Origin of the sequence: Cryobacterium sp. CG_9.6 (assembly GCF_029893365.1) — a bacterium.
In the GTDB taxonomy this organism is placed as follows: Bacteria; Actinomycetota; Actinomycetes; order Actinomycetales; family Microbacteriaceae; genus Cryobacterium.
Window position 1 is genome coordinate 59075 of the sequence record NZ_JARXUZ010000001.1, and the last position, 26830, is coordinate 85904.

Below are 26830 nucleotides of genomic sequence, written 5' to 3' on the forward strand. Positions count from 1 at the left end.
ATGACCCAGACACAGGCTGTAGCCACGCCGTCGGTCGTGTCGGGCGCGCGGCGACCCCTCGCTGCGCGCCCGTGGTTCCGGGTGTTCGGCGGGATCATCTTGCCCGTTTTGCTGCTCGCGGCCTGGCAGGTCAGCACCTCGCTGGGACTTGTCAGCACCTCCCAGCTGCCGTCCCCCGAGATGGTGTGGAAGGCCGGGGTTGATCTCGCCGAACGGGGGCTGCTCGGTCAGTACGCGGCCATTTCGACCCAGCGGGTACTGATTGGCTTTCTGATCGGGGCGGCGCTCGGCCTCACTTTCGGTGCCCTCGTCGGTCTGTCCCGGGCTTCGGAAATCTTCTTTGCCCCCACACTCGGCGCCATCCGCGCCGTTCCGTCCCTGGCCTGGATTCCGCTACTGCTGCTGTGGCTGGGCATTCAGGAGGATTCTAAGATCACGCTCATTGCCATCGGGGCCTTTTTCCCGGTGTACACCACGGTTGCCGCGTCGCTGCGGCACGTGGATCGTCAACTGGTGGAAGCGGGCCGGGCGTTCGGCTACAACGGCCTCAGCCTGTTCCTCACCGTGCAGCTCCCGGCCGTGATCCCCGCCGTTGTATCCGGGCTGCGGCTCGCGCTCGCGCAGGCCTGGCTTTTTCTCGTGGCCGCCGAGCTGCTCGCCTCGTCGATGGGTCTCGGGTTTCTGCTCATCGACTCGCAGAACAATGGCCGCATTGACCGGATCGTGCTCGCGATCATTGCGCTGGCCGTGCTCGGCAAGCTGACGGATGCCCTCGTGGGCGTCTTCGAAAAGTGGGCAACGACGAAGTGGGCATGACTGCTCGGAACGGAAGCGACATGAGCGAGACCAGCCACACCATCCGTAATCTCCTCACCGAAACCCGCACCTACCCGGCCCCCGCCGCTTTCGCGGCGCAGGCCAATGTGGACGCCAGCTGGTGGGACCGGGCGGCCGCCGACCCGATCGCCTTCTGGACCGAGCAGGCCGCCCGCCTGGAGTGGGCCACCCCGTGGACGAGCGCCCACACCTGGGAGCCGGCCGTCCCCGACGCCGACGGCGTGCTGTCTATCCCCAAAGCGGAATGGTTCGCCGGTGGCACGCTCAATGTGGCCGTGAACTGCGTGGACCACCATGTGGCCGCCGGGCGCGGCGACAAGGTGGCGTTCTACTTCGAGGGGGAACCCGGCGATCGGCGCACGATCACCTACGCCGAGCTGGAACGCGAGGTCAACCGGGCCGCGAACGCCCTCACCGCACTCGGCATCGTGCAGGGCGACCGCGTGGTGCTCTACCTTCCGGTGATCCCCGAGACGATCATCATCACCCTCGCGATCGCGCGGCTCGGAGCCATCCACTCCCTCGTCTTCGGTGGCTTCTCCGCCGAGGCCCTGCGCTTTCGCGTGGAAGACACCGGCGCCAAGCTCCTCGTGACGACCGACGGTCAATACCGCCGAGGTCAGGCCGTTCCGGTCAAGGCCGCGGCCGACGACGCCGTGGCCGGTGTGCCCTCCATCGAACACATGCTCGTGGTGAGGCGCACGGGCGACGACACCCCCGACATTCCCTGGACACCGGGACGGGATGTCTGGTGGCACGATGTCGTCGACCCCGCGTCACATATTCACAAACCGGAATACTTCGACGCCGAGACGCCCCTGTTCATCATTTACACGTCGGGAACCACCGGAAAGCCCAAGGGGCTCGTGCACACCAGTGGCGGGTACCTCGTGCACGCTAGCTGGAGCCACTGGGCGGTTTTTGACGCCAAGGACACCGACGTGCACTGGTGCACGGCCGACCTGGCCTGGGTCACCGCGCACAGCTACGTGCACTACGGCCCCCTCTCGAACGGCACCACCTCGGTCATTTACGAGGGCACGCCGAACACGCCGCACCCCGGGCGGCACCTGGAGATCATCGAGCGCTACGGCGTCACCACGTACTACACCGCCCCGACCCTCATTCGCACGTTCATGACGTGGTTCCCGAACGGTTTGCCGGCGGAGTTCGACCTCAGCAGCATCCGCTTGCTCGGCTCCGTTGGGGAGGCCATCAACCCGGAGGCGTGGGTGTGGTTCCGGGAGAATTTCGGGGCCGGACACACACCGATCGTGGACACGTGGTGGCAGTCCGAAACGGGCGCGGCCATTATGTCGCCGCTTCCCGGCGCGAGCACGCTCAAACCGGGCTCGGCACTGCGAGCGATCCCGGGGCTCAAGACCCTGGTGGTCGACGACGCGGGCGAGCAGGTTGCGCTCGGCACCGGTGGTTATCTGGTGATCGACGGCATGTGGCCCGGCCTGGCGCGCACGGTATGGGGAAACCCGGAGCGGTACCGGGACTCGTACTGGGCCAGGTTCGCTGCCCAGGGCTACTTTTTCTCCGGAGATGGTGCCAAGTACGACGACGACGGTGATATCTGGCTGCTCGGCCGGGTGGACGACGTGATCAACGTCTCCGGCCACCGGCTGTCGACGATCGAGATCGAATCCGCACTCGTGGCCCACCCGGCCGTGGGTGAGGCCGGTGTCGTGGGCGTGTCAGACCCGACGACCGGTGAGGGGATCGCTGCGTTCGTCATTCCCGCGGTGGCCCCCACCGACCCCGCGAGCGTGCGAGCGTGGCTTGAGCTCGGCGCCGAACTGGCACCGCTGTTGCGGGCACACATCACGCACGAGATCGGTGCCATCGCCAAGCCGCGCGATGTCTTTCTGGTCCCGGACCTGCCGAAGACCCGTTCCGGCAAGATCATGCGGCGTTTGCTCGGCGATATCGTGGACGGTCGACCGCTCGGTGATGTGTCATCGCTGCAGGACGACACCGCTCCCCGACACATTGCCGATATCGTGCAGGCTGCGCGGGGCTAGCTACACAAACATCAGCACAAAGCCGAAGATAGCGGCTACAACGCCCACCAGAATGAGGATCAGCCCGGTGAGGCGCAGGGCGCGGCCGTCGTGACTCGGGTTGTCGGTGCGACAGCGATCGGGTGAGCGCGGCAGGTACCACACGGGAATGTCGTCCCCGGGCAGCAGCCCCTGGGACTCGTGGGTGTTCTGATGGCCCGCGTGCACATCGCCCTGGCCGTCGAACCATCGAATCACCGAGCCGTTTTTGGACACGGCGATCACGCCATCCGCTTTCACCCAGCGATGACTGACCGCACGCACGATAAGGCCGGTGATGAGCAGCGGAATTCCGGCGGCCAGCCCCACAAGGGTGAGAATCTCACTGATGATTCCGGAGATCGCCTCAAACTCCACACCATCCACCCTCCGTCGTCACTATCCCTGTCGGTAAATGTTATCGGCTGCGCAGGGGTTCTGAGCCACCGCCACAGGGTCTGCGGCGGTCTCCGTTGGCTGATGAGACGGCCTGGGGCTACGCCGCCGCCAGCTCGTTAGCAATTCGCACCCCAATTTCGAGCGCCGCCGTGGCCGCCGGCGAGGGAGCGTTGAGCACGTGAATTTGGCGGGGAGCCTTCTCAAAGTAAAAGTCATCCACCAGACTGCCATCTCGTCGCATCGCCTGGGCGCGCACGCCGGCATGGGTGGGAACCAGGCTGTTGTCGGCGAGTTCCGGCACCAACTCACGCAGACTCGCGAGAAACCGCTTCTGCGAGAACGATCGCTGCACCTCTGCAATCCCGGTGCGCCAGAACTTTCCCCCGAGTTTCCATAGTCCCGGCCACTGTGCGCTTTCCAGAACGTCGCGCGGGTTGATGTTGAGCCAGGTATACCCCTCGCGAGCCAGCGCAAAGACAGCGTTCGGGCCGGCATGCACGGATCCGTTGAACATGCGCGTGAAGTGCACCCCGAGGAAGGGGAGATCCGGATCGGGGACCGGATAAATGAGGCCCTTCACGAGGTGCGACGCCTCCGGCGTCAGTTCGAAGTACTCCCCCCGAAAAGGGATGATGCGCACCTCCGGCTTGCGCCCCGCCAAACGCGCCACCCGATCGCTGTACAGTCCGGCGCAGTTCACAAACTGATCAGCCCGAAATTCATCCTGCTCCGTGGTGACGGTGACGGCATCCCGGTCGGAGGAGATCCCCACAATCTGCTGGTTCAGGTGCACCTGACCGCCGTTGGCCTCGATGTGGCGACGCAGTGCAGCACACACGCCCACATAGTCGACGATGCCGGTTGAGTCCACCCGCAGGGCCGCAACGGCAGCGACGTGCGGCTCGTATTCTCGCGCCTCCTCGGGGCTAATCACCCGGCAGGGCACGTTATTGGCCTGACCGCGACGGTACAGTTCCTGCAGTGCCGGAATCTGCGCCGCGGTGGTCGCCACCACGAGCTTGCCGCAGGTCGTGACGGTCACGTCATTCTCGCGCGCGAACGCCTTCATCGAGATCGCTCCGGCCGTTCCGAGTTCGGCCTTGAGACTGCCGGGCTTGTAATACAGTCCGGAATGAATCACGCCGGAGTTGTTGCCCGTCTGATGCTGGGCCACGTTAGATTCTTTCTCGAGCACAGTGACCCGCTGTCCGCGCTGGCTGAGGGCATAGGCGGTCGACAACCCGACGATTCCCGCGCCCGCCACGATCACATGATTCGGCGTTTTCGACATCTGCTTCGTCCTTCGACACTTGGCCAGAACGCATCGTTCCGGGGGCGCTCAGCGCCGCACCTTCACGCCTGACTGTCACCATAGCGACTGGCCATTCGGGATTCCATAGTTTTGTACAAAGATCCCCGCAGCGTTACCCCCACTGCGCGCTGGCCACCCGACTAGAGTCGAAGGGAACCGGCTGCGCTGCTCACGGCACACGCCACAAAGAAGAGGACTGACATGCTGGCTGTGATTGTGGCCGTTGCGGTCGGGGCGGTCTGTGGCATGGGAATGGCGGTCGGATCAATGCGACGGTGGCGCCCCTGGCTGCATTTCCCCAGCGTCGTGGCGCTCGTGATAGCGGTCGTTCTGCTGATACCAACCGCATGGGGAGGCCTCACCCTGGTGGGGTCGTTGTTGATTGCCTACATCGCCTCCGGCGCGGTCATCTGGCGCGATCACCCGTCCCTTGACGGCATGTCTTTTGTGCGCCGCGGTGCCGTTGTGTTGGCACACGGCCGCCGTCTGCAACGCGAAGACGCGGCAATTCACGCCGAAGACTAGCTGCTGCCCTCGCCGACGCGTGCGGGTGGGATAATTCAGAACAGACGACCGCTCGGGTCGTTCGACCCCGGGAGCCACCGCAATGCCCAGCACCACACACGCAGCCACCACCGCTCCCCGCATTCAGTGGGAGGAGAACGGCGCCGCGCACTCCGCGCTGTGGCGCTCCGACAGCGGTTGGCCGCCGCCCACCCGCGTGGTCATTGCCGACGACACGCTCACCGCCGATGCCGCCTACCGTCTCGCCTCGTCGGGCACCGGAATGTTGTGGCGCGGGGACTTTCACAACGCCCGCCAGCTGCTGACCGCACTCGCGCGTCGGGTCGAACGTGGGCAGCGGATGCGAGACCGCGACCTGAACGCCGCCTTCCGCCGCCACCGCACCGAGGCACTGCGCCGAGCGCACCTGCTGGGGCTGCTGCTCGTTCCGCTCGACACCGACCTGCGCATTCCGCTGCGCCGCGCGCCCAGCGTGCGCCAGGCTCTGCTCGAGGTCTATGGCCCGAAAGCTCCGGTCTCCGTGGTGTCTCTGCGTGAGGTGATGGGCATCATTGGCGCCCACGAATGGCGCATCAAGGGCGTGGAGATCGCCGCACTCGGCGCTCGCATTCACCCGCACTACGGGGTATTTTCCCCGATCCGCGGCGAATATCTCGATCTGGTGGCATCCGCTCCGCTGCCCGGCACCGGGATCGCCTTCGACATTGGAACCGGAACGGGTGTGCTCGCCGCCGTCCTGGCCAAGCGCGGCATGTCCCACGTGACCGCGACAGATCAAGACCCTCGCGCCCTCAGATGCGCTCGTGAGAATATAACGGCACTCGGGTTCTCCTCCACCGTCGACGTGGTCGAGGCAGACCTCTTTCCCGACGGCCGGGCAGAACTCATTGTCTGCAACCCACCGTGGATCCCCGCCCCCGCATCAACGTCTACCGACTTCGCCGTGTATGACCCGGACAGTCGCATGCTGCGCGGTTTCCTGGCCGGACTGGCCGATCACCTGGAACCCGCCGGGGAGGGCTGGCTCATCCTCTCCGATATCGCCGAGCGCCTGGGACTGCGCTCACGATCGACGCTGCTCGACCTGATCGAGGACGCGGGTCTCGCCGTCGTTGCTCGCCTCGACACTCGCCCGACGCATCCGCGTGCACTGGATGCCACCGACCCGCTGCATGCCGCACGCGCCGCCGAGGTCACCTCACTCTGGCGTCTCACAAGAGCCGCCTGACCCGTTGCTAGGGAAGAAGAAGTTGCGATGGAACGTTCTGCATCATTGCGCTGCACCCTCACGCGCATGGCCACACCGGGCACTCTGTGACTACCCGCGCGCCGGCCCGCTCTCGTTCCGAGCGGCTTGACGCCCTGCCGTTCACCCGCGAGCACCGCAAACTGCTCGTCGGGTCCGGCGTCGGTTGGGCGCTCGACGCCATGGACGTGGGCCTCATCTCCTTCGTCCTCGCGCAACTAGCGGTGCAGTGGCAGGCCACGAGCACCGAGCTCTCGTTCATCGCCTCCGCCGGTTTCGTGGGCATGGCCATCGGCGCGGGTTTGGGCGGCCTGCTCGCCGACCGCGTGGGTCGCCGGCAGGTGTTCGCGCTCACGCTGCTTGTCTATGGTCTGGCGACCGGGGCCTCCGCTCTCTCGGGTGGCGTGGCCGTGCTGATCGCGTGGCGCTTCGTCGTGGGCCTCGGCCTCGGCGCCGAGCTCCCGGTGGCATCGACGCTCGTGAGTGAGTTCGCGCCGCCCAGGATTCGCGGTCGCATCATCGTGATTCTCGAATCGTTCTGGGCCGTGGGGTGGACCCTCGCGGCCGTCATCGGCTTCCTCGTTGTGCCGTCCTCAGCAGATGGCTGGCGCTGGGCTCTTTTCATCGGTGCCATTCCCGCGGTCTATGCCGTTGTCGTGCGCCTGGGGCTCCCGGAATCCGTGCGGTTTCTGGAGTCTCGCGCACGTCACGTCGAAGCCGAGGCCACGGTGCGCCGCTTCGAGGCTTCGGCCGGGGTCGCCGCGCCCGCGGTGGCTGCGCCTGGGGCCGCCCGTAACGCCTCGGCTGACAGTGCGTCGCCCCGCAGCCCTGCCACCGGCAGCCCGTCAACCGGCGGCGCTCCGACCGGCACTGCGTCCCCTGTCAGCCGCTCCCCCGGCAGCGCGTCTACCGACAGCGCATCCGCCGGAAGTGCGTCCACCGGCAGCGCCGAGACTAGTGGCGCTTTCACCGGCGGCGCTCCGACCGGCGGCGCGGCGACCGACGCGATCACGCCAGCCGACGAGCGCGACGTGCGCGACGCATCCGCTGGCCCGATTCCCGCGAAGCCACGGGTGTCGGCGCTCTGGGCTCCCGGGTTGCGACGGCGCACCGCGGCTCTGTGGCTCGTGTGGTTCTGCGTCAACTTCTCGTATTACGGTGCTTTCATCTGGCTGCCCACCATTCTGGTGGCGTCCGGATTCTCACTGGTGCGGTCGTTTGCGTACACGCTCATCATTACGGTGGCGCAGCTGCCGGGTTACGCCGCATCGGCCTGGCTCATTGAGCGCTGGGGTCGTCGCCGCACACTCGCGGTCTTCCTGGCCGGTTCCGCGGTGTCGGCCGTGCTGTTCGGGCTCGCCGGTGACGCCACCCAGGTGATCGGTGCGGGCATGCTGCTGTCCTTCTTCAACCTGGGTGCGTGGGGCGCCCTCTACGCCGTGACGCCGGAGATCTATCCCACCAGTATTCGGGCCACCGGAGCAGGATGGGCCGCCGCAATCGGACGAATCGCCGCGATTCTGGCCCCGCTGGCAGTTCCCCTGCTGCGCGATGCTGGTGGCGTCGGCCTCCTGTTCGCGGTGTTCGCGGCCTTCTTCGTGGTGGCCGCCGTGGGTGCCTTCGGCCTGCCCGAGAAACAGGGCACCGCCCTCGAAGACTAGATGGCACGCGCCGCTGCAGCTGCGCCACGGCACTCGTTTGCCCGCCCGGCACCCGTCTAAACAAGTGCCACCTGCCTCAGTAAGTGCCGCGAGCCGTCCGCGAGGCCGCGGCGCGGACTGCACGTCGGCTGCAGGCCCGGACGCCGGCAACGGAGGGCCAGTGGTGCCGCACACCGGAGGCACGGAGGAGCTGCCTGCGGCACGTGTTTAGCTTCGCGGCACTCGTTTGGCCGTCCGGTACCCGTCTGAACAAGTGCCTCCCGCCTCAACAAGTGCCGCGAGCCGTCCACGAGGCCGGAACGCGTCCTGCGAGGAGGCTGCAGGCCCGGACACATACAGCGGGCGCCGCAGGGGTGCCGCACCCCGGAGGCACCGGGAACCTGCGCCGCGGCACTCGTTTGGCCGCCCGGCACCCGTCTAAACAAGTGCCACCTGCCTAAACAAGTGCCACGACTGGGCTGCGGGCTGGAACACGTGCGGCAGGCAGGGACATCGGTGGCAGGTCAGGAAGTCTGCGATGGGCGGCCGCACAGCGGAGGCACCGGACCTGCGCCGCGGCACTCGTTTAGCCACCCGGCACCCGTCTGAACAAGTGCCACCTGGCCAAACAAGTGCCACGAGCCCTCGCGAGCCCGGGACACGTGCGGCAGTCTCGGACGCCTGCGATTCACTATCGTGCACCGGAGACACCGAAGTCTGCGCCGCGGCACTCGTTTGGCCGCCCGGCACTCGCTTCAACGAGTGCCACCCGCCCAAAGAAGTGCCACGACGCCACCGCGGGCACCAGAGGGTACCCGGGGCGGGCGTGGGGCGGGCGGGCCGGAGGGCGTTGGGCGGGCATCCACTCTCAAGAAGGGGCAGCATCGATTGTGCGCGTGGGCGCAGCTTTCCCCGCGTCTCACGGCCGTTCGGCGCGCAATTACTGCGAGAAATCGCAAGAAAAAGCCGGTCTCGCCTCGATACGCTGGTATCTGCGCATAAACTGCGCAACAGTCGCAACCGCGGCGCTTACGAGGACGGGAGGTTCCCATGTCGATGTCAGTAAAAGAAACGCACGCTCAAGATGCGCTGGTCGGTGAGCCCGAGGTTCTCGAAGATGCCCGCACCACCAACCTCGCCGCGCACCCCGCCTGGTTGCGCCTGAAGGCCGCCGCCACCGCGCTGCAGGCGATGCAGACGCAGGACGGCTCGGTAGCCGACGCGGCGTTGCACACGGATGCCGCGGCATCCGTTGCCGAGATCACCGCGGCCGTGGTGCAACTCGCGCCGCTCTTCCCCCACGACGCCGAGTACCTCACCGCGCTCGTGCTGGATTTCGATCGCTGGGTATCGGAGAGCTTCGGCGTGCCCGATTTCTTCGACGCGTTGATGACGTTTCAGCCGCAGCGGGATCGCATCGACGGCCTCGCGCACCTCGTGGTCTTCCCCATGTACACGCAAAACGGCAGCACGAACCGGCTCGTGGAGGCGGTGCTGATCGAGGTGATCTGGCCGCGTTTCATCGCAGAGCTCGAGGAGGACTACACGAACAAGCTGTTCGTGCCCATTCGTTTTGTCGACTTCACGCCCGGTTATGACACGAATTCCGCGGTGCTGTTTCCCGAAACGGTAGCCATGCGCGAGATTCCCACGTTCACGTGGGGTGCGATTTTTGCCGATCGCGAAGCCGCACGGTTCCGCCGGGTTGTGCGCGCGGCATCCGACATCACCCGACTCGACCTGCCGGAAGACGCGCTCGGCCTGCTCGATAACCAGCAGCTCACGGAAGAAACCTTCGTGATGTGGGATCTCATTCACGACCGCACCCACATGCGCGGCGACCTGCCGTTTGACCCGTTCATGATCAAACAGCGGATGCCGTTCTTCCTGTATTCACTCGAGGAACTGCGCTGCGACCTCACCGCCTTCCGCGAGTCGGTGGCGATCGAACGCAGCGAGCACGCGAGCCCCGAGGCACGTAAGCACGCCAAGCTGGTGCAGTACGCCGTGATCTTCGATCGAATTTTTCGATTCTCGATCACGGGTACCCGAGTGCGCAACTATGACGGTCTCGGCGGACAGCTGCTGTTTGCCTGGATGCACCAGCACCACGTGCTGCACTGGACGGACACGCGCCTCACGTTCGACTGGGACGCCGTGCCAGACGTGGTCATCGCTCTCGGCAAGCAGATCGACGACCTGTACTGGGCGTCGATCGACCGGCCGAAGAAGGCGCACTGGCTCGCCGCGTACGACATGATCGCCCGGACCCTCACCCCCAACCCGGCCTCGGCCTGGGCCGCGGGGCTGCCGCTCGAGGTACTTGCCGGCGCGCCGAAGGGGTACACCGACGCGGTTCTCGACGACGAATTCCCACTGTCGATGTTCTTCGAAGCGCTCGACAAGAAGATGAAGACGGTTATCACGTCAACGGCGGGCATCACCGCTCATGACTAGTGCCGTCGCTGGACGCATCGTGCTCGTTGCCGGTGCGTCCAGCGCGGCCGGTCTGACCACCTGCGTTTCTCTCGCGGATGCCGGCGCGCACGTCGTTGCCGTGGGCTCCAATCTAGAACGCCTCCAGGCTGTCACCGCCGAAGCACGGTATGTCTGCGACCTCACCGACCTCACCGCCGTGCAGAACCTCGCCGCACAGGTACACAACGATCTCGGCCCGATCGACGGCCTTATCCACCTCGTGGGCGGATGGCGTGGCGGCGGCGGTCTTCTCGGCCAGACCGATGAAGACTGGGACTTTCTCCACGCTCACGTCGTCACCACCCTGCGCAACACCACCCGGGCGTTCAACGCCGATCTTCTCGCCTCACCGGCAGGCCGCCTCGCCATCGTGTCCTCGGTGTCGGTTGACCGGCCCACGCCCGGCGGCGCAAACTATGCTGCTGCCAAGGCCGCTGCGGAAACGTGGGTTGGGGCCGTGGCGTTCGGTTTCGCGAAAGCCGAGCAGGCAGCAGCACGTATTTTTGTGGTGAAAGCTCTCGACGGGCTCGAAGGCGAGCTGGCGTCTGGTGTGGTGGGCCTGTGGGACGCGCCGGCAGCATCCGTTAACAACACCCGGGTCGTCCTCACCGCCTGACCTCCCGGTTGGCGCCGGACACGTGCGAGTGCCGCAGATGTCGAGACGCCGCCGTGCGCACCGGCCGGCTGGGGTCTCGGTGGTGCTCGACCAGCGACAGTATGCGCGCCAGGACCGTCCCCGAGTCGATATTCTGGAGAGGACGGTTAACGAAAAGGTGGGCATGCTCGACATCAAGGGCATCAGTAAGCGTTACGGCAGCAAGCCGGTGCTCACCGACGTCAGCTTCACCGTGGGGAACGGGCGCCTGACCGGCTTCGTGGGCGCCAACGGGGCCGGCAAGACCACAACCATGCGCATCATCCTCGGTGTCCTCACCCCCGATACCGGCACCGTGCTCATCGACGGCGTGGCCGTGACCAACAGCGACCGTCGGCGATTTGGCTACATGCCCGAGGAGCGCGGCCTGTATCCCAAGATGAAGGTGGGCGAGCAACTCGTATACCTGGCGCGGTTACACGGCCTGAGCACGGCATCCGCTCGCGCAAACACGCGTTCCCTGCTCGAGCAGCTCGGACTCGCCGAGCGGGCGGGCGACCTGGTGCAAGCGCTGTCACTCGGTAACCAGCAACGCGCTCAGATCGCAGCGGCACTCGTGCACGATCCCGAATTCCTTGTTCTTGACGAACCGTTCTCGGGTCTCGACCCCCTCGCCGTCGAGGCCGTGACGACGGTACTTACTGATTACGCCGCCACGGGCGCCCCCGTACTTTTCTCCTCCCACCAGCTCGACATCGTCGAGCGCCTCTGCGATGACCTCGTCATCATCGCCGACGGGCAGATTCGTGCCAACGGGTCGCGTGAAGCCCTGCGCGAGCAGTTCAGCAGCCCAGTCTTCGAAATCCGACTACCCGGCGATTCCGTCTGGATTGGTACCGTCCCCGGCATCACGCTGGTGGAGCGCGAGGCGGGTTTTGCAATTTTTCATGCCGAAACGGATGCCGCGAGCCAGCTCGTTCTGCGCCACGCCTTGGAGCGTGGCCCGGTTGAGTCCTTCAGTCAGCAGAGTCCCAGTCTTGCCTCGATCTTCAAGGAGGTTGTGCAGTGAACGAGAACAGGCCGGTGACGAGCCGGCACCCGGTGCATACGGCACCCACCTTCGCCCAGAGTGTGCGGCTGGTCTCCAACCGCGAGATCATGGCACGACTGCGAAGCAAGGCGTTTCTCGTCTCCACCGCGATTTTGCTCTTCATCTCCATTGCATCCGTGGTTGTGGGGAGTATCGCATCGCAAAACACGAGCGTCCCCCGAGTCGCTGTCATCGGGTACGTAAGCCAGGACGTACCGCAGACTCTGGCGTTCAGCCTCATCCAGGTTGACAATGTCGCTGATGCGGAGGCCCTGGTGCGGGACGGCACCGTGGATGCGGCCGTTATACCCGCATCCACTGAAGTCTCCCCTCTCGGGGTCTCTGTGATCGCACTCTCGGAGCCTCCAGCCTCCCTCATGGCGGCCCTTAGCGCGCCCCCGTCGGTGACGCTCCTCGAACCGGGTACACCCAGCAACGGGTTGGCGTATCTTGTGGCTATCGGCTTCGGTTTGGTGTTCCTGATGTCCTCGGTCACGTTCGGGTCGACGATCGCCCAGAGTGTCGTCGAGGAGAAGCAGACGCGGATCGTGGAAATTCTCATGTCGACGATCTCGGTGCGCGCACTGCTTGCCGGCAAGGTACTCGGCAATAGCGTCATGGCATTTGCCCAGATCGTCACGATTGGCCTGCTGGTGTCTCTGGGCCTCGCTGCAACCGGCCAACAGAGTGTACTCGCGGGGGTGGGCCCCTCCATCGTGTGGTTCGCCGTGTTCTTCACGTTCGGCTTCGTGCTGCTGGCGTCGCTCTACGCGGCCACGGCCTCGCTCGTGTCTCGCCAGGAAGACGTGGGGTCCGCAACGTCACCGGTGGTCATTCTCGTGATGATCCCGTATTTTCTCGTGATCTTCTTCAACGACAACCCCGCCGTCTTGGCGATCATGTCGTATATTCCATTCTCGGCACCTGTCGGCATGCCCATGCGGATCTTCCTCGGGACGGCCGCGTGGTGGGAGCCGCTACTGTCTCTGGCTGTTCTCGCTCTGACAACCTCGGCAGTGATCGCACTCGGATCGCGCATTTACGCGCATGCGCTACTCAGAATGGGAACTCGAGTCTCTTTGCGCGAGGCACTTCGTCGCTGAGTGGCATTAACGCAGTAAGGCCGCCCGTGGGCGGCCTTACTGGTCTTTCTAAGCGAAGTCCGGCGGTGTCCTACTCTCCCACAGGGTCCCCCCTGCAGTACCATCGGCGCAAAGAGTCTTAGCTTCCGGGTTCGGAATGTGACCGGGCGTTTCCCTCTTGCTATAGCCGCCGAAACACTTGGGTGACGCCTGAGCGTCAAGTATTCCGAACAGACATTGCTTCGTGTTTCCAGAGTACAGGACTCGAGAGGCTGTCGGTGACAGCGCTCCTGCCTCGTCGTTGGTCGAGCCCTGTTGAGACCCTGCGGGAAGCTCCAGACATACGTTGGTCGAGCCCCGTCGAGACCCGGCACGCGGTCGTTCTGTGGCTGGCTTCCATGGGTTGTCGTGCGGAGTCTCGACACGCGCCCTAGCGGGCACTGCTCGACCAGCGAAAAAGGGGGGAGGCGCTCGGTTGTCGCGGGTGTCGAGGTGCGACCAGCGGGTGAGGGTGGCAAGACACGACCAGCGGGTGAGGGTGTCGAGTGTCGGCTCGTAGCTTTGGGGGTTAACGCAGAAAAGCCACCCCGTGGGGTGGCTTTTCTGGTGTTGCTAAGTTATGTCCGGCGGTGTCCTACTCTCCCACAGGGTCCCCCCTGCAGTACCATCGGCGCAAAGAGTCTTAGCTTCCGGGTTCGGAATGTGACCGGGCGTTTCCCTCTTGCTATAGCCGCCGAAACATCTTTCGATGGTTCGAACAAACTTATACATAAGTATTTAGTTGTTGTTCTCGACCGTACATCGAGAACCACATAGTGGACGCTAAAGCAGCTTCTTCAAACTGAAGTGTTATCAAATTATCGGCTTATTAGTACCGGTCAGCTTCATGGGTCTTTAGTCCCCACTTCCACATCCGGCCTATCAACGCAGTAGTCTAGCTGCGAGCCTCTCCCCCGAAGGGATGGAAATCTCATCTCGAAGCCGGCTTCCCGCTTAGATGCTTTCAGCGGTTATCCGTTCCGAACGTAGCTAATCAGCGGTGCTCCTGGCGGAACAACTGACACACCAGAGGTTCGTCCATCCCGGTCCTCTCGTACTAGGGATAGATCTTCTCAAATTTCCTGCGCGCGCAGCGGATAGGGACCGAACTGTCTCACGACGTTCTAAACCCAGCTCGCGTACCGCTTTAATGGGCGAACAGCCCAACCCTTGGGACCTACTCCAGCCCCAGGATGCGACGAGCCGACATCGAGGTGCCAAACCATGCCGTCGATATGGACTCTTGGGCAAGATCAGCCTGTTATCCCCGAGGTACCTTTTATCCGTTGAGCGACAGCGCTTCCACAAGCCACTGCCGGATCACTAGTCCCGACTTTCGTCCCTGCTCGACTTGTCAGTCTCACAGTCAAGCTCCCTTGTGCACTTACACTCGACACCTGATTACCAACCAGGTTGAGGGAACCTTTGGGCGCCTCCGTTACTTTTTAGGAGGCAACCGCCCCAGTTAAACTACCCACCAGGCACTGTCCCTGAACCGGATCACGGTTCGAAGTTAGGTATCCAATATGACCAGAGTGGTATTTCAACGATGACTCCACCTGAACTAGCGTCCAAGCTTCACAGTCTCCCACCTATCCTACACAAGCCACACCGAACACCAATACCAAGCTGTAGTAAAGGTCACGGGGTCTTTCCGTCCTGCTGCGCGTAACGAGCATCTTTACTCGTAATGCAATTTCGCCGAGTTCGCGGTTGAGACAGCTGGGAAGTCGTTACGCCATTCGTGCAGGTCGGAACTTACCCGACAAGGAATTTCGCTACCTTAGGATGGTTATAGTTACCACCGCCGTTTACTGGGGCTTAAATTCTCAGCTTCGCCTTGCGGCTAACCGTTCCTCTTAACCTTCCAGCACCGGGCAGGCGTCAGTCCGTATACATCGTCTTGCGACTTAGCACGGACCTGTGTTTTTAGTAAACAGTCGCTTCCCACTGGTCTCTGCGGCCTTCGAACGCTCCCGGAGCAAGTCCGTTCACGCCTCAGGCCCCCCTTCTCCCGAAGTTACGGGGGCATTTTGCCGAGTTCCTTAACCACGATTCTCTCGATCTCCTTAGTATTCTCTACCTGATCACCTGAGTCGGTTTGGGGTACGGGTGACTAAAACCTCGCGTCGATGCTTTTCTTGGCAGCATAGGATCACTGATTTCACCCTTACGGGCTACCCATCGGGTCTCAGGCATCATGAACGACGGATTTGCCTATCGTTCGCCCTACATCCTTAGACCGGGTCAACCATCGCCCGGCTCAGCTACCTTCCTGCGTCACACCTGTTAATACGCTAACCGCACCAGAATAGGGTCGTACGCTAGGCCCCACGCCTCACCCCGAAGGGATTGGTCTAGGGGATTCAGATACTTAGCATTACTGGATTAGCTTGGGCGGTTTTTCGTCAGTACGGGAATATCAACCCGTTGTCCATCGACTACGCCTGTCGGCCTCGCCTTAGGTCCCGACTTACCCAGGGCGGATTAGCCTGGCCCTGGAACCCTTGATCTTTCGGAGGACGGGTTTCTCACCCGTCTTTCGCTACTCATGCCTGCATTCTCACTCGTGTAGCCTCCACGGCTGGTTTACACCGCCGCTTCGCTGGCCACACGACGCTCTCCTACCCATCAACACGGCTGAACCAACCACACAAGGTGGCGGCTTACCAAAAATATCAATGCCACAACTTCGGTGGCGTGCTTGAGCCCCGTTACATTGTCGGCGCGGAATCACTTGACCAGTGAGCTATTACGCACTCTTTCAAGGGTGGCTGCTTCTAAGCCAACCTCCTGGTTGTCTGTGCAACTCCACATCCTTTCCCACTTAGCACGCGCTTTGGGACCTTAGTTGGTGGTCTGGGTTGTTTCCCTCTCGACGATGAAGCTTATCCCCCACCGTCTCACTGCTGCGCTCTCACTTACCGGCATTCGGAGTTTGGCTGACGTCAGTAAGCTTTTGGGCCCCATCGGCCATCCAGTAGCTCTACCTCCGGCAAGAAACACGCAACGCTGCACCTAAATGCATTTCGGAGAGAACCAGCTATCACGAAGTTTGATTGGCCTTTCACCCCTATCCACAGCTCATCCCCTCCATTTTCAACTGAAGTGGGTTCGGTCCTCCACGACGTCTTACCGTCGCTTCAACCTGGCCATGGATAGATCACTTCGCTTCGGGTCTAGGACATGCGACTGAATCGCCCTATTCAGACTCGCTTTCGCTACGCATTCCCCTCTCGGGTTAAGCTCGCCACATATCACTAACTCGCAGGCTCATTCTTCAAAAGGCACGCTGTCACCAGAACAGAGCTGGCTCCAACGGTTTGTAAGCAAACGGTTTCAGGTACTATTTCACTCCCCTCCCGGGGTACTTTTCACCTTTCCCTCACGGTACTTGTTCACTATCGGTCATGTAGGAGTATTTAGGCTTATCAGGTGGTCCTGACAGATTCACACGGGATTTCTCGGGCCCCGTGCTACTTGGGATACTCTTCGGGCGATTACTGCATTTCGACTACGGGGTTCGCACCCTCTATGACCAGGCTTTCAATCCTGTTCGTCTATACAACGCTCTAACCCTTACCATTCGGTAGAATTGGCTGAAAAGTCCCACAACCCCGACCATGCAACGCCTACCGGCTATCACACATGATCGGTTTAGCCTCATCCGGGTTCGCTCGCCACTACTAACGGAATCACTATTGTTTTCTCTTCCTGTGGGTACTGAGATGTTTCACTTCCCCACGTTCCCTCTACCCGCCCTATATATTCAGGCGGGAGTCACCAGGTCACCTCACGGGCCTGGCGGGGTTTCCCCATTCGGACATCCTCGGATCACAGTTCGTTTATCAACTCCCCGAGGCTTATCGCAGATTACTACGTCCTTCTTCGGCTCTACATGCCAAGGCATTCACCGTTTGCTCTTAAAAATTTGAAATCACATGAGTTTGAATCGATTAAGTATCACCACTCAAAAAGTGATGATCGAAATTGACCAATGATCTAATTGCTTAGATCTTTGTAATTTGCTCTTCTAAGAGAGTCAAATTTAAGATGCTCGCGTCCACTGTGTAGTTCTCAAAGTACGGGCGGTATCCCCTACTGCCGGCGGCTGTATCTCTACAACGCGACTGCCAACAGAAAAGGATCCAGAGGAAAGGTCCACCCCGGCAAAAGCCAGGAATGTTCCGGTCCCTCAGGACCCAACAGCGTGCATATATGACTCTCTCCGAACCCGAATCCTCCAACTCCCCCGTGTAAACACCGGAAAGCGTACTAACTCGAGAACGACCGTCCTCATATCAATGTCAATGTTCCACCCATGAGCGCCACCCAACCCGTTCGGATTGGTGTGACTGGCAGCCTTATTCCGCTGTATACAGACGGGACTGCACGTGCTCCTTAGAAAGGAGGTGATCCAGCCGCACCTTCCGGTACGGCTACCTTGTTACGACTTAGTCCTAATCACCGATCCCACCTTCGACAGCTCCTTCCCACAAGGGGTTAGGCCACCGGCTTCGGGTGTTACCGACTTTCATGACTTGACGGGCGGTGTGTACAAGGCCCGGGAACGTATTCACCGCAGCGTTGCTGATCTGCGATTACTAGCGACTCCGACTTCATGAGGTCGAGTTGCAGACCTCAATCCGAACTGAGACCGGCTTTTTGGGATTCGCTCCACCTTGCGGTATCGCAGCCCTTTGTACCGGCCATTGTAGCATGCGTGAAGCCCAAGACATAAGGGGCATGATGATTTGACGTCATCCCCACCTTCCTCCGAGTTGACCCCGGCAGTATCCCATGAGTTCCCACCATTACGTGCTGGCAACATAGGACGAGGGTTGCGCTCGTTGCGGGACTTAACCCAACATCTCACGACACGAGCTGACGACAACCATGCACCACCTGTATACCGACCTTGCGGGGCGACTGTTTCCAGCCGTTACCGGTATATGTCAAGCCTTGGTAAGGTTCTTCGCGTTGCATCGAATTAATCCGCATGCTCCGCCGCTTGTGCGGGCCCCCGTCAATTCCTTTGAGTTTTAGCCTTGCGGCCGTACTCCCCAGGCGGGGAACTTAATGCGTTAGCTGCGACACGGAGACCGTGGAATGGTCCCCACATCTAGTTCCCAACGTTTACGGCATGGACTACCAGGGTATCTAATCCTGTTCGCTCCCCATGCTTTCGCTCCTCAGCGTCAGTTACGGCCCAGAGATCTGCCTTCGCCATTGGTGTTCCTCCTGATATCTGCGCATTCCACCGCTACACCAGGAATTCCAATCTCCCCTACCGCACTCTAGTCTGCCCGTACCCACTGCAGGCCCGAGGTTGAGCCTCGGGTTTTCACAGCAGACGCAACAAACCGCCTACGAGCTCTTTACGCCCAATAATTCCGGACAACGCTTGCACCCTACGTATTACCGCGGCTGCTGGCACGTAGTTAGCCGGTGCTTTTTCTGCAGGTACCGTCACTTCCAGGAAAACCCAGTCACTTCTTCCCTACTAAAAGAGGTTTACAACCCGAAGGCCTTCGTCCCTCACGCGGCGTTGCTGCATCAGGCTTGCGCCCATTGTGCAATATTCCCCACTGCTGCCTCCCGTAGGAGTCTGGGCCGTGTCTCAGTCCCAGTGTGGCCGGTCACCCTCTCAGGCCGGCTACCCGTCGTCGCCTTGGTGAGCCATTACCTCACCAACTAGCTGATAGGCCGCGAGCTCATCCTTGACCAAAATTCTTTCCACCCAAAGAGATGCCTCTAAGGGTCGTATCCGGTATTAGCTACAGTTTCCCGCAGTTATCCCAGAGTCAAGGGCAGATTGCTCACGTGTTACTCACCCGTTCGCCACTGATCAAAGAAGCAAGCTCCTCATCACCGTTCGACTTGCATGTGTTAAGCACGCCGCCAGCGTTCGTCCTGAGCCAGGATCAAACTCTCCGTAAATGTTTGAATAGCTACCCAATAAGTTGAGCGCCCATTTAGTGCAGAAACCCGCCGGAATAGGCGAAGAAACTGCAAGTTTGAAACTAGCAAGAACAAATCATTACTGACTTGCTTTGTTATAGTGCCTGATCGAAACCAGGACTTTCAATTCATATTCCAAAGGAATCCCATTGACTGCAATCGGCTAGAAACCGACCAACAATCACGAGGTTTTTGGCATTTGACATTGTGCACGCTGTTGAGTTCTCAAGGATCGGACGCACCCAGCTTCACACCCAATCGGGCGGTCTCGCTGAGGCAACTTGTCTAACTTACCCACTCCGCTCACCCGTGTCAAACCGAGTACAACGCGTGTTCCGGGCCGCCGAAGCACACCACACAACCCACGCCACTTACCCGAAAACCAGTGAAGGAGGGAATAGAATTCTAAACCAGAAGACAACGTTCACACAAGGCAAACAGCGGCTATCTTCACAGCATAGAAATGGTCCCGCATGAGGCCGAAAAGCTAAGCAGCTTTCCGCACCTGTGGGGTGACTTAGATGAGATTACGGTCAAACCCCCACCCACGCAAATCCAGCCCCAATTCCCCACATCCCGGGCGCGCCGCCGCGCGCAGAGCGCGATTCCCGCACCCCCCGCTGCGACCACCACTGGCCATCCCCCACTCCTCGCATCCATATCTACGCCCCATCCACGCCCGCACGTCAAATCGGTGGCCGCCACGGTAACCGGCGTAGCGGCCACCGATTTGAGGTGCGGCCACGACCGAGAACCGTAGCGACCAGCGAATCAAGGCGCGGTCACAGTATCAAGGCCCATGCCAGCGCACGCCACAGCATCCGCTCCCAGCACTGAGACGAATGAGGGGACGCAATGGCACGAAGCCTGGTCACGGATCGAACGTGGCGCGTCGTATAGGTGGGCGCTACGGTAGCCGGCGCAGCACCCACCAATAACGCGCGCGCCCACGACCGGAAACGGGAGCAGCCACCCGGAGCAGGCGGGCGGCGTCGAGCCCACCCGACAACATCCGCTCCTGACACCAGCACCGGAGGTAACCAGGCCACTCACTCCGCCACTACCGCGAGGAGTCCGGCCCTACGGTAACCGGCCCGGCACCCACCGAAGCAGGACTTGGTCTCCGACACCAGGCGCGACCAGCCCGACAGGGCGCACGGCGCTGAGGGCGAGAGCTGGCGGTGGCGCGGTTGCGGACGACGGTGCGGCGCGTTGCCACTGGCGGGCGGCATCCGCACGAAACGGCTGCGGGCCAGCAACCCAAACCCACGAGGGCTTCAGCGCACCCGAAACGGGTGAACGCTCCAGTAACCGGCGGAACCGCCGCCGAATCGGGGCATGGTCACCCACGAGAACCACAGCGGCGACCGAATCAGGGCGCAGCGACGACGGCCAGCGGTGCTCGGCACTCATAATGGCTGGCGGCATCCGCCCGACACAGGCGAGCAGATGTCGGCGCGCCCCACACGGGTGGGCGCCACGGTAACCGGCGTAGCGGCCACCGATTTGAGGCGCGGCCACGACCGAGAACCGTAGCGACCACCGAAGAGGGGCGCGGTCACCGACGTACGCAGCGGTCCGGGGGGAGCGGCCGGGCGCGACGAAGACAGCCAGCTGTGCTGTGCAGTGCAGTGCTCTGCACTCACGATGGCTGGCGGCATCCGCAGGAAAGGTGTGAGTAGTTGGCGGCATCCGCCCGACACAGGCGAGCAGATGTCGGCGCGCCCCACACGGGTGGGCGCCACGGTAACCCGTTAGTTGCCATGATGGTCGTGAGACATCGTGGTGACGGACGCTGAATCGGAGCAGGACATGAATGATATGGCGATAGGTCGAACGAGAAATGGTGGGCGGTCGTTTCCGTTGGCGTTTCGGATTGAGTACATACGCCGCTGGGATGAGTGCGTGGAACGAGGCGCGAAGGTGCGGTTACTGCGCGAGTTCGACTTGGCAAAGGGCACGGTGAATCGTTGGCTGAGGGCTCGCGACGATGGAGAATGGACGGCATCGATGGTCGCAACGTCAGAGAGGTCACCACAAAGAATGGACAATCGCGATCGTGCGGAGTTGGCGCGGCTGCGGATGGAAAACGAGGCTTTGAAGAAGAAGGTCGCGCAGTCCGAAGCAGCACAACAAATCTTGGGAAAAGCATTCGAGCTCTTGGACGGGATCACCACCCGCTCGAACGAGGAACAAACACCGATCCCACCAGCGTTGATGAGCGCGGGCGAGTACGCGGCGTGGCTGAAACGAAGCAAGCTGTCCTGACCTTGACGGTCACGGCACTGGCCCAAGAAATGGCGATGCCGATCGTGGACGCATGTCGTCTGGTCGGGATGCCACGGTCAACGTATTACCGGCTCAGCCGTGGCTACCAGCACTACCGCCCCGTGGCTGAGGCGATCCCGCACCGCGAACGCCGGCAACCCGCAGCCTTGGACACGCACGAGCGCGCCACGATACTCTCCGTGCTCTGCGAGCCGAAATATGAAGACAAATCGGTGGTGCAAACGTACTGGCACGCCTTCGACGCCGGGACTCTCGCGTGTTCGCAGCGCACGTTCTACCGGGTCGCCAACGCTCACCGCCTGGTCGGGGATCGTCGACGCACCCGAACCCCGCGCTCCCCGTCACCGCGCACTCCGGCCGTCGCGACGCTCAAGCCCGGGGATTTGTGGTCGTGGGACATCACCGAATTGAACGGACCCAGCTACCACGATCGGTACTACCTTTACCTGATCATTGACGTGTTCTCGCGTTACCCCATTGGCTGGTGCATCGAGACTTACATCTCGAAGAAACGCGCTGTGACACTGTTCACCGACGCGATCGCCACCCACGGCGCCCCCACAGTCGTGCACTCCGACAACGGGTCCTCCATGCGCTCCACAGACCTCATCAACGCCCTCGAGAGCAACGGCATCATCACCTCGTACTCTCGCCCCCGGGTCAGCGACGACAACCCCTTCTCAGAATCACTGTTCAAGACCATCAAGTACGACCCCAGCTCCCCGGACCGATTCGATCACCGCGATCACGCCCGCCAATGGACCAAGGACTTCTTGGACCTGTATGCCACCCAACACCGCCACAGCGGTCTCGGCCGGCACACCCCAGCATCCGTCTTTGACGGCACCGCCCACCTCATCCACGCGCAACGACAACGGGCACTGGACGCCTACTACGCCCAGCACCCCACACGCTTCCGCCAACCACCCACAGCACCACCACTACCCCAACCCACAGGCATCAACACCCACCTACTGTCTCAAGCAGGTTGACAACTACCGAACCGGCGTAGCGGCCACCGATTTGAGGCGCGGCCACGACCGAGAAACGTAGCGACCACCGAAGAGGGGCGCGGTCACCCGCGCGAACCCGCGCGAACCCGCGCGAACCCGCGCGAACCCCGAATCGGGGCGCGCCAATAGGACAGTGGAGTTGGACAGTGCAGGCGGAATATTTGGGCGGGCGGGGCCGGTACCCGGAAACATGCGCACAACAAGAGGCGCGGCGAAGAAAGGTGCGGGACAATAGAGAGGTGACTCAAATCCATGACTTGAACCTGCGCGGTTTCGCTTCCGACAACTACTCCGGCATTCACCCCGAGATACTCGAGGCGATCGTGCAGGCGAACGGCGCCCACCAGGTGGCGTACGGCGAGGACGTTTATACGTCACGCCTGAAAGACGTACTGGTGGGGCACTTCGGTGAGGGCATCGAGGCCTTCCCCGTGTTCAACGGCACCGGCGCCAACATCATCGGTCTGCAGTCGATGCTGCCGCGCTGGGGCGCCGTCATCTGCACGGCAAACGCACACATCAATACCGACGAGGGCGGAGCACCCGAGTATGTGGGTGGCTTCAAGTTACTCCCGGTCAGCACTCCCGACGGCAAGCTCACCCCCGCGCTCATCGACCAGGAGGCCTGGGGCTGGGGTGACGAGCACCGCGCCCAACCTCTCGTGGTGTCCATTACGCAGAGTACCGAGTTTGGAACCGTTTATACCGTTGACGAGGTGCGGGCCATCGCCGACCATGCACACAAGAACGGTATGACGCTGCACATGGACGGCGCCCGCATCAGCAATGCCGCCGCCAGCCTCGGCGTTCCCCTGCGGGCCTTCACCCGCGACGCCGGCGTGGACGTGCTCAGCTTTGGCGGCACCAAGAACGGCATGATGCTCGGTGAGTGCATTGTGGTGCTCAACCCCGCAGCATCCACTGGCCTCAAATATCTGCGCAAAACGAACATGCACCTGTCTTCCAAGATGCGCTTCATCTCGGCCCAGTTCGTCGCCCTGCTGAGTAACGATCTGTGGCTTCGCAACGCGAGCCACGCCAACGCCATGGCGCAGCGGTTGCGCGGCGCACTGGAGGCGGGAATAGCGGATGGCTCGGTGCCGAACATTGCCTTCACTCAGACCACGCAGGTGAACGCGATCTTCGCCATACTGCCGCCCGGCGTGGCCGACCGGCTGCGGGAAAGCTTTCGTTTCTACGACTGGGACGCCCACACCGGCGAAGTGCGCTGGATGTGCGGTTACGACACGCGCGAAGAGGACATTGACGCGTTCGTTGCCGCACTCAAGCGTGAGCTGGTTGCTTCGTGAGTGCATTCGCCGACAAGCCGTGGCTCGCCGCTTACGCACCGGGGGTTCCGCACACGATCGATGAGCCGCGGGAAACACTCACCGACATGATGGAAACGTCGGCCAAGACGTATGGGCCGGGCGTGGCCCTGGACTTTTTTGGCGCGACAACCAGCTACGAGGATCTCCGTGAGCAGATCAGCCGGGTGGCCAATGGGCTGCGCAAACTCGGGGTGACGCCCGGGGACCGGGTGGCCCTGGTGCTGCCCAACTGCCCGCAGCACGTGGTGGCCTTTTACGCCGTGCTGCGCCTCGGCGCAATCGTGGTGGAGCACAACCCGCTCTACACCGATCGGGAGTTGCGCCATCAGTTCGAGGATCACGGAGCGCACGTGGCCATCGTGTGGGACAAGGTCTACGACCGGGTGCGATCATTCCCGAAAGACATGGGGGTGACCTCCATCGTCACCGTCGATCTCGTTCAGGCGATGCCACTGGGCAAGCGCCTCGCCCTGAAGCTCCCGATCAAGAAGGCGAAGGATGCCCGTGCGGCGCTCACGTCCGGGCCCGGAAAGGGTGCGATCCACTGGGACACCCTCGTGGAGTCCCGCCGGCTGCACCGCTCGCATCCGCGTCCACTGCTCACCGATACCGCGGTGCTGCAGTACACGAGCGGCACGACCGGCACACCCAAGGGTGCGATTTTGAGTCACTACAACCTGCGAGCCAATGCGGCCCAGGGTGCGGCGTGGGTACCGGGGCTCCGTGCCGGCGATGAAACCGTCTATGCCGTCCTGCCCATGTTCCATGCCTATGGGCTCACCCTGTGTCTCACCTTTGCCATGAGCATCGGTGCGCGCCTCGTGCTGTTCCCCAAGTTCGATGAGAAGCTCGTGCTCGACGCCGCACGTCACGCGCCACCCACGTTCCTGCCGGCGGTTCCCCCGATCTACGATCGCCTCGTGACCGCGGCCGCGGCGCGCAAGGTGAGCCTGGAGGGCATCCGCTTCGCAATTTCAGGCGCCATGAACCTGCCCGTGTCCATTGTGGAACGCTGGGAAGACGCCACCGGCGGCGTTCTGGTGGAGGGTTACGGCATGACCGAGGCCTCACCGATCGCCACCGGCAATCCGATGGGACCCAGCCGTCGCCCGGGCACCGTGGGTGTTCCGTTCCCGAGCACCGAGATTCGCGTGGTTGCCCCGTCTGACCCGCTGATCGATCTGGAGTTCGAGGAGGAGGGCGAACTGCTGCTGCGCGGTCCGCAGATCTTCTCGGGGTACTGGGATCGGCCGAGCGAGTCCGCTCAGGTGCTGCTGCCCGACGGCTGGCTGCGCACCGGCGACATTGTGCGGGTGTCGGAAGACGGGTTCATCACCGTGGTCGACCGCATGAAGGAACTCATCATCTCCGGCGGCTTCAACGTGGCCCCGAGCGAGGTGGAGGCGGCTCTGCTGAGCCACCCCGACATCGTGGATGCTGCCGTGGTGGGGCTGCCCAGTGCCGCCGGCGGCGAAGACGTGGTGGCCGCGGTCGTGCTCACGAGCGGCGCGGAGCTGAACGTGGAGGCCGTGCGCGACTACTGCCGAACCCGACTGTCCGCCTACAAGATTCCGCGCCGCATCCTCGAGGTGCCCGAGTTACCCCGCTCGCTCATCGGCAAGGTGCTTCGCCGAGAGGTGCGCTCCTCGCTCATGCGAAGCGACGAGGCCTGAAAAGCGCGAGGCCTGAAAAGCGGATGCCGCGCGCGGGAATGAGCGCGCGGCATCCGCTGTTAGAACGAGTGGGTCAGAGTAGCCCCGCACGGAGTCGCTCGCCGGAGTGGTTCCGCACGATGTTAGTCCACACTGTCACCACGTCTGAAGGATTTGACCCATGAGCCTCATTACCGATACCCACAGCCGCCTCGCCGATACCGACGCCGAGCTTCTTCCGGTTCTTGCCGAGCGCTGGAGCCCCCGCGGCTATGACGCGTCGGCCGTCGTGGACGAAGCCGTGCTGACGACCGTGCTGGAGGCAGCGCGCTGGTCTCCGTCGGCCAGCAATTCGCAGCCCGCCCGGTTCATTGTGACTCGTCGCGGCTCGGCGAACTTCGCCACCATTCACGCCAACCTCATGGGCTTCAACCAGGCGTGGGCCGACTCGGCTTCCGTGCTCATCGCCAGCGTGGCCGAAGTGCCCATCGACCCCGAGACCAACCTGCCCAAGGAAAGCCCGTGGACACGCTACGACGTGGGCCAAGCCGTGGCCCACCTCAGCATTCAGGCACAGGCCGAGGGTTTGCACACCCACCAGCTCGGCGGCTTCGAGGGCCAGGCACTGGCCGAGGCTTTTAACCTCGCCGCAAACCAGGTCATCGTGACCATCACGACGCTCGGCGTGCTCGGCGACGCATCCACTCTCACGCCCGAGCTGCTGGAGCGCGAGATCGCACCGCGCACGCGTAAGCCGCTCACCGAGCTGCTGCTCGTCAACGACTAAGTAACCTATCTCGCCGAGCGTGGCCCGCGGAGCAGCAGCAGCGGAATCAGTGATCCCACAATGATCACGGCCGTGAGCCACGCGAGGTGAACGTTAAGCGGGTAGGGCCAGTACATGGTGACGCCCACCCCGACCAGTGCGATGACGATCGCCGCGAGGGCCGGCCACCACACGCGGCGCCACGCCACAACGAGGGCGGCCGCAGGAAGCCAGTACGCAATCTGGCTTCCCGCGCCCATGTCCCGCACCATGGTGGCAGGCGCCACAAAAAACGGCACGGCGTCGATCCACGGCGCGAAGAACATCGCGGCGCAGTGGAACACCAGCGCCAGACCGCCGACGATCGCCACGACAGCGCCCACCCGGCCCACGCGCACGGAGCGGTGACGTAGCAGCGGATGCCCCACCACCAGCCGCGTGATTCCGGCGGCAACGGCGAAGGCCAGCAGGCCTCCCCAGAGGAATGGTTGATTCACAGGATTCCTTCCAGAGTGGCCTGCCAGCCG

18 protein-coding genes and 4 rRNA genes are annotated in these 26830 nt (G+C 62.7%); 14 read left to right on the forward strand and 8 right to left on the reverse strand.

Annotated features, from left to right (window positions below):
- Both H4V99_RS00275 and acs read left to right on the forward strand, forming a co-directional pair.
- Positions 1 to 816, forward strand: a complete 816-nt coding sequence (locus H4V99_RS00275) for an ABC transporter permease (protein WP_280674492.1) — start codon at positions 1 to 3, stop codon at positions 814 to 816.
- Positions 813 to 2867 carry an acetate--CoA ligase gene (acs, locus tag H4V99_RS00280; protein WP_280674493.1) on the forward strand — a complete coding sequence of 685 codons (2055 nt, stop codon included), beginning with the start codon at positions 813 to 815 and terminating at the stop codon, positions 2865 to 2867. The genes H4V99_RS00275 and acs overlap by 4 nt, the downstream gene beginning before the upstream one ends.
- Here acs and H4V99_RS00285 read toward each other — a convergent pair whose 3' ends face one another.
- Positions 2868 to 3263, reverse strand: a complete 396-nt coding sequence (locus H4V99_RS00285; RefSeq protein ID WP_280674495.1) for a DUF3592 domain-containing protein — start codon at positions 3261 to 3263, stop codon at positions 2868 to 2870.
- A 118-nt stretch (positions 3264 to 3381) separates the two neighbouring features.
- Positions 3382 to 4575 (reverse strand): L-2-hydroxyglutarate oxidase, encoded by a 1194-nt coding sequence (gene lhgO, locus H4V99_RS00290; RefSeq protein WP_280674497.1) that lies wholly within the window; start codon positions 4573 to 4575, stop codon positions 3382 to 3384.
- A gap of 222 nt (positions 4576 to 4797) precedes the next feature.
- Between lhgO and H4V99_RS00295 the strand changes: the two genes are divergently transcribed.
- The 7 genes from H4V99_RS00295 to H4V99_RS00325 all read left to right on the forward strand — a co-directional run bounded on the left by H4V99_RS00295 (position 4798) and on the right by H4V99_RS00325 (position 13273).
- Positions 4798 to 5121: a hypothetical protein gene (locus tag H4V99_RS00295; RefSeq protein ID WP_280674499.1), complete on the forward strand. Its 324-nt coding sequence runs from the start codon at positions 4798 to 4800 to the stop codon at positions 5119 to 5121.
- An 82-nt stretch (positions 5122 to 5203) separates the two neighbouring features.
- Complete coding sequence (locus tag H4V99_RS00300) at positions 5204 to 6349, forward strand: class I SAM-dependent methyltransferase (protein ID WP_280674501.1); 1146 nt, start codon at positions 5204 to 5206, stop codon at positions 6347 to 6349.
- Between the two features lie 86 nt (positions 6350 to 6435).
- On the forward strand, positions 6436 to 8028 hold the full coding sequence (locus H4V99_RS00305; RefSeq protein WP_280674502.1) for an MFS transporter: 1593 nt from the start codon (positions 6436 to 6438) through the stop codon (positions 8026 to 8028).
- 1029 nt (positions 8029 to 9057) lie between these two features.
- Positions 9058 to 10464, forward strand: coding sequence for a DUF6421 family protein (locus H4V99_RS00310; protein ID WP_280674503.1), 1407 nt, complete (start codon positions 9058 to 9060; stop codon positions 10462 to 10464).
- Positions 10457 to 11101, forward strand: a complete 645-nt coding sequence (locus H4V99_RS00315; RefSeq protein ID WP_280674504.1) for an SDR family oxidoreductase — start codon at positions 10457 to 10459, stop codon at positions 11099 to 11101. Before H4V99_RS00310 ends, H4V99_RS00315 begins: the two co-directional genes overlap by 8 nt.
- Positions 11102 to 11264: 163 nt before the next feature.
- The gene (locus H4V99_RS00320; RefSeq protein WP_280679855.1) at positions 11265 to 12149 is read left to right on the forward strand and encodes an ATP-binding cassette domain-containing protein; all 885 of its coding nucleotides are present in this window, start codon (positions 11265 to 11267) and stop codon (positions 12147 to 12149) included.
- A complete protein-coding gene (locus H4V99_RS00325; protein ID WP_280674505.1) occupies positions 12146 to 13273 on the forward strand; it encodes an ABC transporter permease in 1128 nt (375 codons plus the stop codon). The genes H4V99_RS00320 and H4V99_RS00325 overlap by 4 nt, the downstream gene beginning before the upstream one ends.
- A 57-nt stretch (positions 13274 to 13330) precedes the next feature.
- Here H4V99_RS00325 and rrf (H4V99_RS00330) read toward each other — a convergent pair.
- From rrf (H4V99_RS00330) to H4V99_RS00350, 5 genes are all read right to left on the reverse strand, one after another.
- Positions 13331 to 13447 (reverse strand): 5S ribosomal RNA (gene rrf, locus H4V99_RS00330).
- A gap of 426 nt (positions 13448 to 13873) precedes the next feature.
- Positions 13874 to 13990 (reverse strand): 5S ribosomal RNA (gene rrf / locus H4V99_RS00335).
- Positions 13991 to 14100: 110 nt separating this feature from the next.
- Positions 14101 to 17228, reverse strand: a 23S ribosomal RNA gene (locus H4V99_RS00340).
- Positions 17229 to 17696: 468 nt separating this feature from the next.
- Positions 17697 to 19231: ribosomal RNA gene (locus tag H4V99_RS00345) — 16S ribosomal RNA — on the reverse strand.
- Together the 16S, 23S and 5S rRNA genes form the textbook arrangement of a ribosomal RNA operon.
- Positions 19232 to 20332: 1101 nt before the next feature.
- On the reverse strand, positions 20333 to 20773 hold the full coding sequence (locus tag H4V99_RS00350; RefSeq protein WP_280674506.1) for a hypothetical protein: 441 nt from the start codon (positions 20771 to 20773) through the stop codon (positions 20333 to 20335).
- Between the two features lie 384 nt (positions 20774 to 21157).
- Between H4V99_RS00350 and H4V99_RS00355 the strand changes: the two genes are divergently transcribed.
- From H4V99_RS00355 to H4V99_RS00375, 5 genes are all read left to right on the forward strand, one after another.
- The gene (locus tag H4V99_RS00355) at positions 21158 to 21520 is read left to right on the forward strand and encodes a hypothetical protein (RefSeq protein WP_280674508.1); all 363 of its coding nucleotides are present in this window, start codon (positions 21158 to 21160) and stop codon (positions 21518 to 21520) included.
- Positions 21493 to 22533: an IS3 family transposase gene (locus tag H4V99_RS00360; protein WP_280674510.1), complete on the forward strand. Its 1041-nt coding sequence runs from the start codon at positions 21493 to 21495 to the stop codon at positions 22531 to 22533. Before H4V99_RS00355 ends, H4V99_RS00360 begins: the two co-directional genes overlap by 28 nt.
- Before the next feature lie 260 nt (positions 22534 to 22793).
- A complete protein-coding gene (locus tag H4V99_RS00365) occupies positions 22794 to 23864 on the forward strand; it encodes a low specificity L-threonine aldolase (protein WP_280674512.1) in 1071 nt (356 codons plus the stop codon).
- The gene (locus H4V99_RS00370; RefSeq protein ID WP_280674514.1) at positions 23861 to 25558 is read left to right on the forward strand and encodes a long-chain-fatty-acid--CoA ligase; all 1698 of its coding nucleotides are present in this window, start codon (positions 23861 to 23863) and stop codon (positions 25556 to 25558) included. Before H4V99_RS00365 ends, H4V99_RS00370 begins: the two co-directional genes overlap by 4 nt.
- Positions 25559 to 25718: 160 nt before the next feature.
- Positions 25719 to 26324 (forward strand): nitroreductase family protein, encoded by a 606-nt coding sequence (locus H4V99_RS00375; protein WP_280674516.1) that lies wholly within the window; start codon positions 25719 to 25721, stop codon positions 26322 to 26324.
- Positions 26325 to 26329: 5 nt separating this feature from the next.
- Here the strand turns inward: H4V99_RS00375 and H4V99_RS00380 are convergent, their stop codons facing one another.
- Entirely contained in the window at positions 26330 to 26800 is a 471-nt protein-coding gene (locus tag H4V99_RS00380) for a hypothetical protein (RefSeq protein ID WP_280674518.1), read from the reverse strand.
- Between the last annotated feature and the right edge of the window lie 30 nt (positions 26801 to 26830).

What these genes read in the sequence shown, in the direction of transcription:
- H4V99_RS00320 (WP_280679855.1), top strand. Translation starts at nt 11,265, where the DNA reads ATGCTCGACATCAAGGGCATCAGTAAGCGTTACGGCAGCAAGCCGGTG.
- H4V99_RS00275 (WP_280674492.1), top strand. Translation starts at nt 1, where the DNA reads ATGACCCAGACACAGGCTGTAGCCACGCCGTCGGTCGTGTCGGGCGCG.
- H4V99_RS00300 (WP_280674501.1), top strand. Translation starts at nt 5,204, where the DNA reads ATGCCCAGCACCACACACGCAGCCACCACCGCTCCCCGCATTCAGTGG.
- lhgO (WP_280674497.1), bottom strand. Translation starts at nt 4,575, where the DNA reads ATGTCGAAAACGCCGAATCATGTGATCGTGGCGGGCGCGGGAATCGTC.
- H4V99_RS00375 (WP_280674516.1), top strand. Translation starts at nt 25,719, where the DNA reads ATGAGCCTCATTACCGATACCCACAGCCGCCTCGCCGATACCGACGCC.
- H4V99_RS00310 (WP_280674503.1), top strand. Translation starts at nt 9,058, where the DNA reads ATGTCGATGTCAGTAAAAGAAACGCACGCTCAAGATGCGCTGGTCGGT.
- H4V99_RS00315 (WP_280674504.1), top strand. Translation starts at nt 10,457, where the DNA reads ATGACTAGTGCCGTCGCTGGACGCATCGTGCTCGTTGCCGGTGCGTCC.
- H4V99_RS00295 (WP_280674499.1), top strand. Translation starts at nt 4,798, where the DNA reads ATGCTGGCTGTGATTGTGGCCGTTGCGGTCGGGGCGGTCTGTGGCATG.
- acs (WP_280674493.1), top strand. Translation starts at nt 813, where the DNA reads ATGACTGCTCGGAACGGAAGCGACATGAGCGAGACCAGCCACACCATC.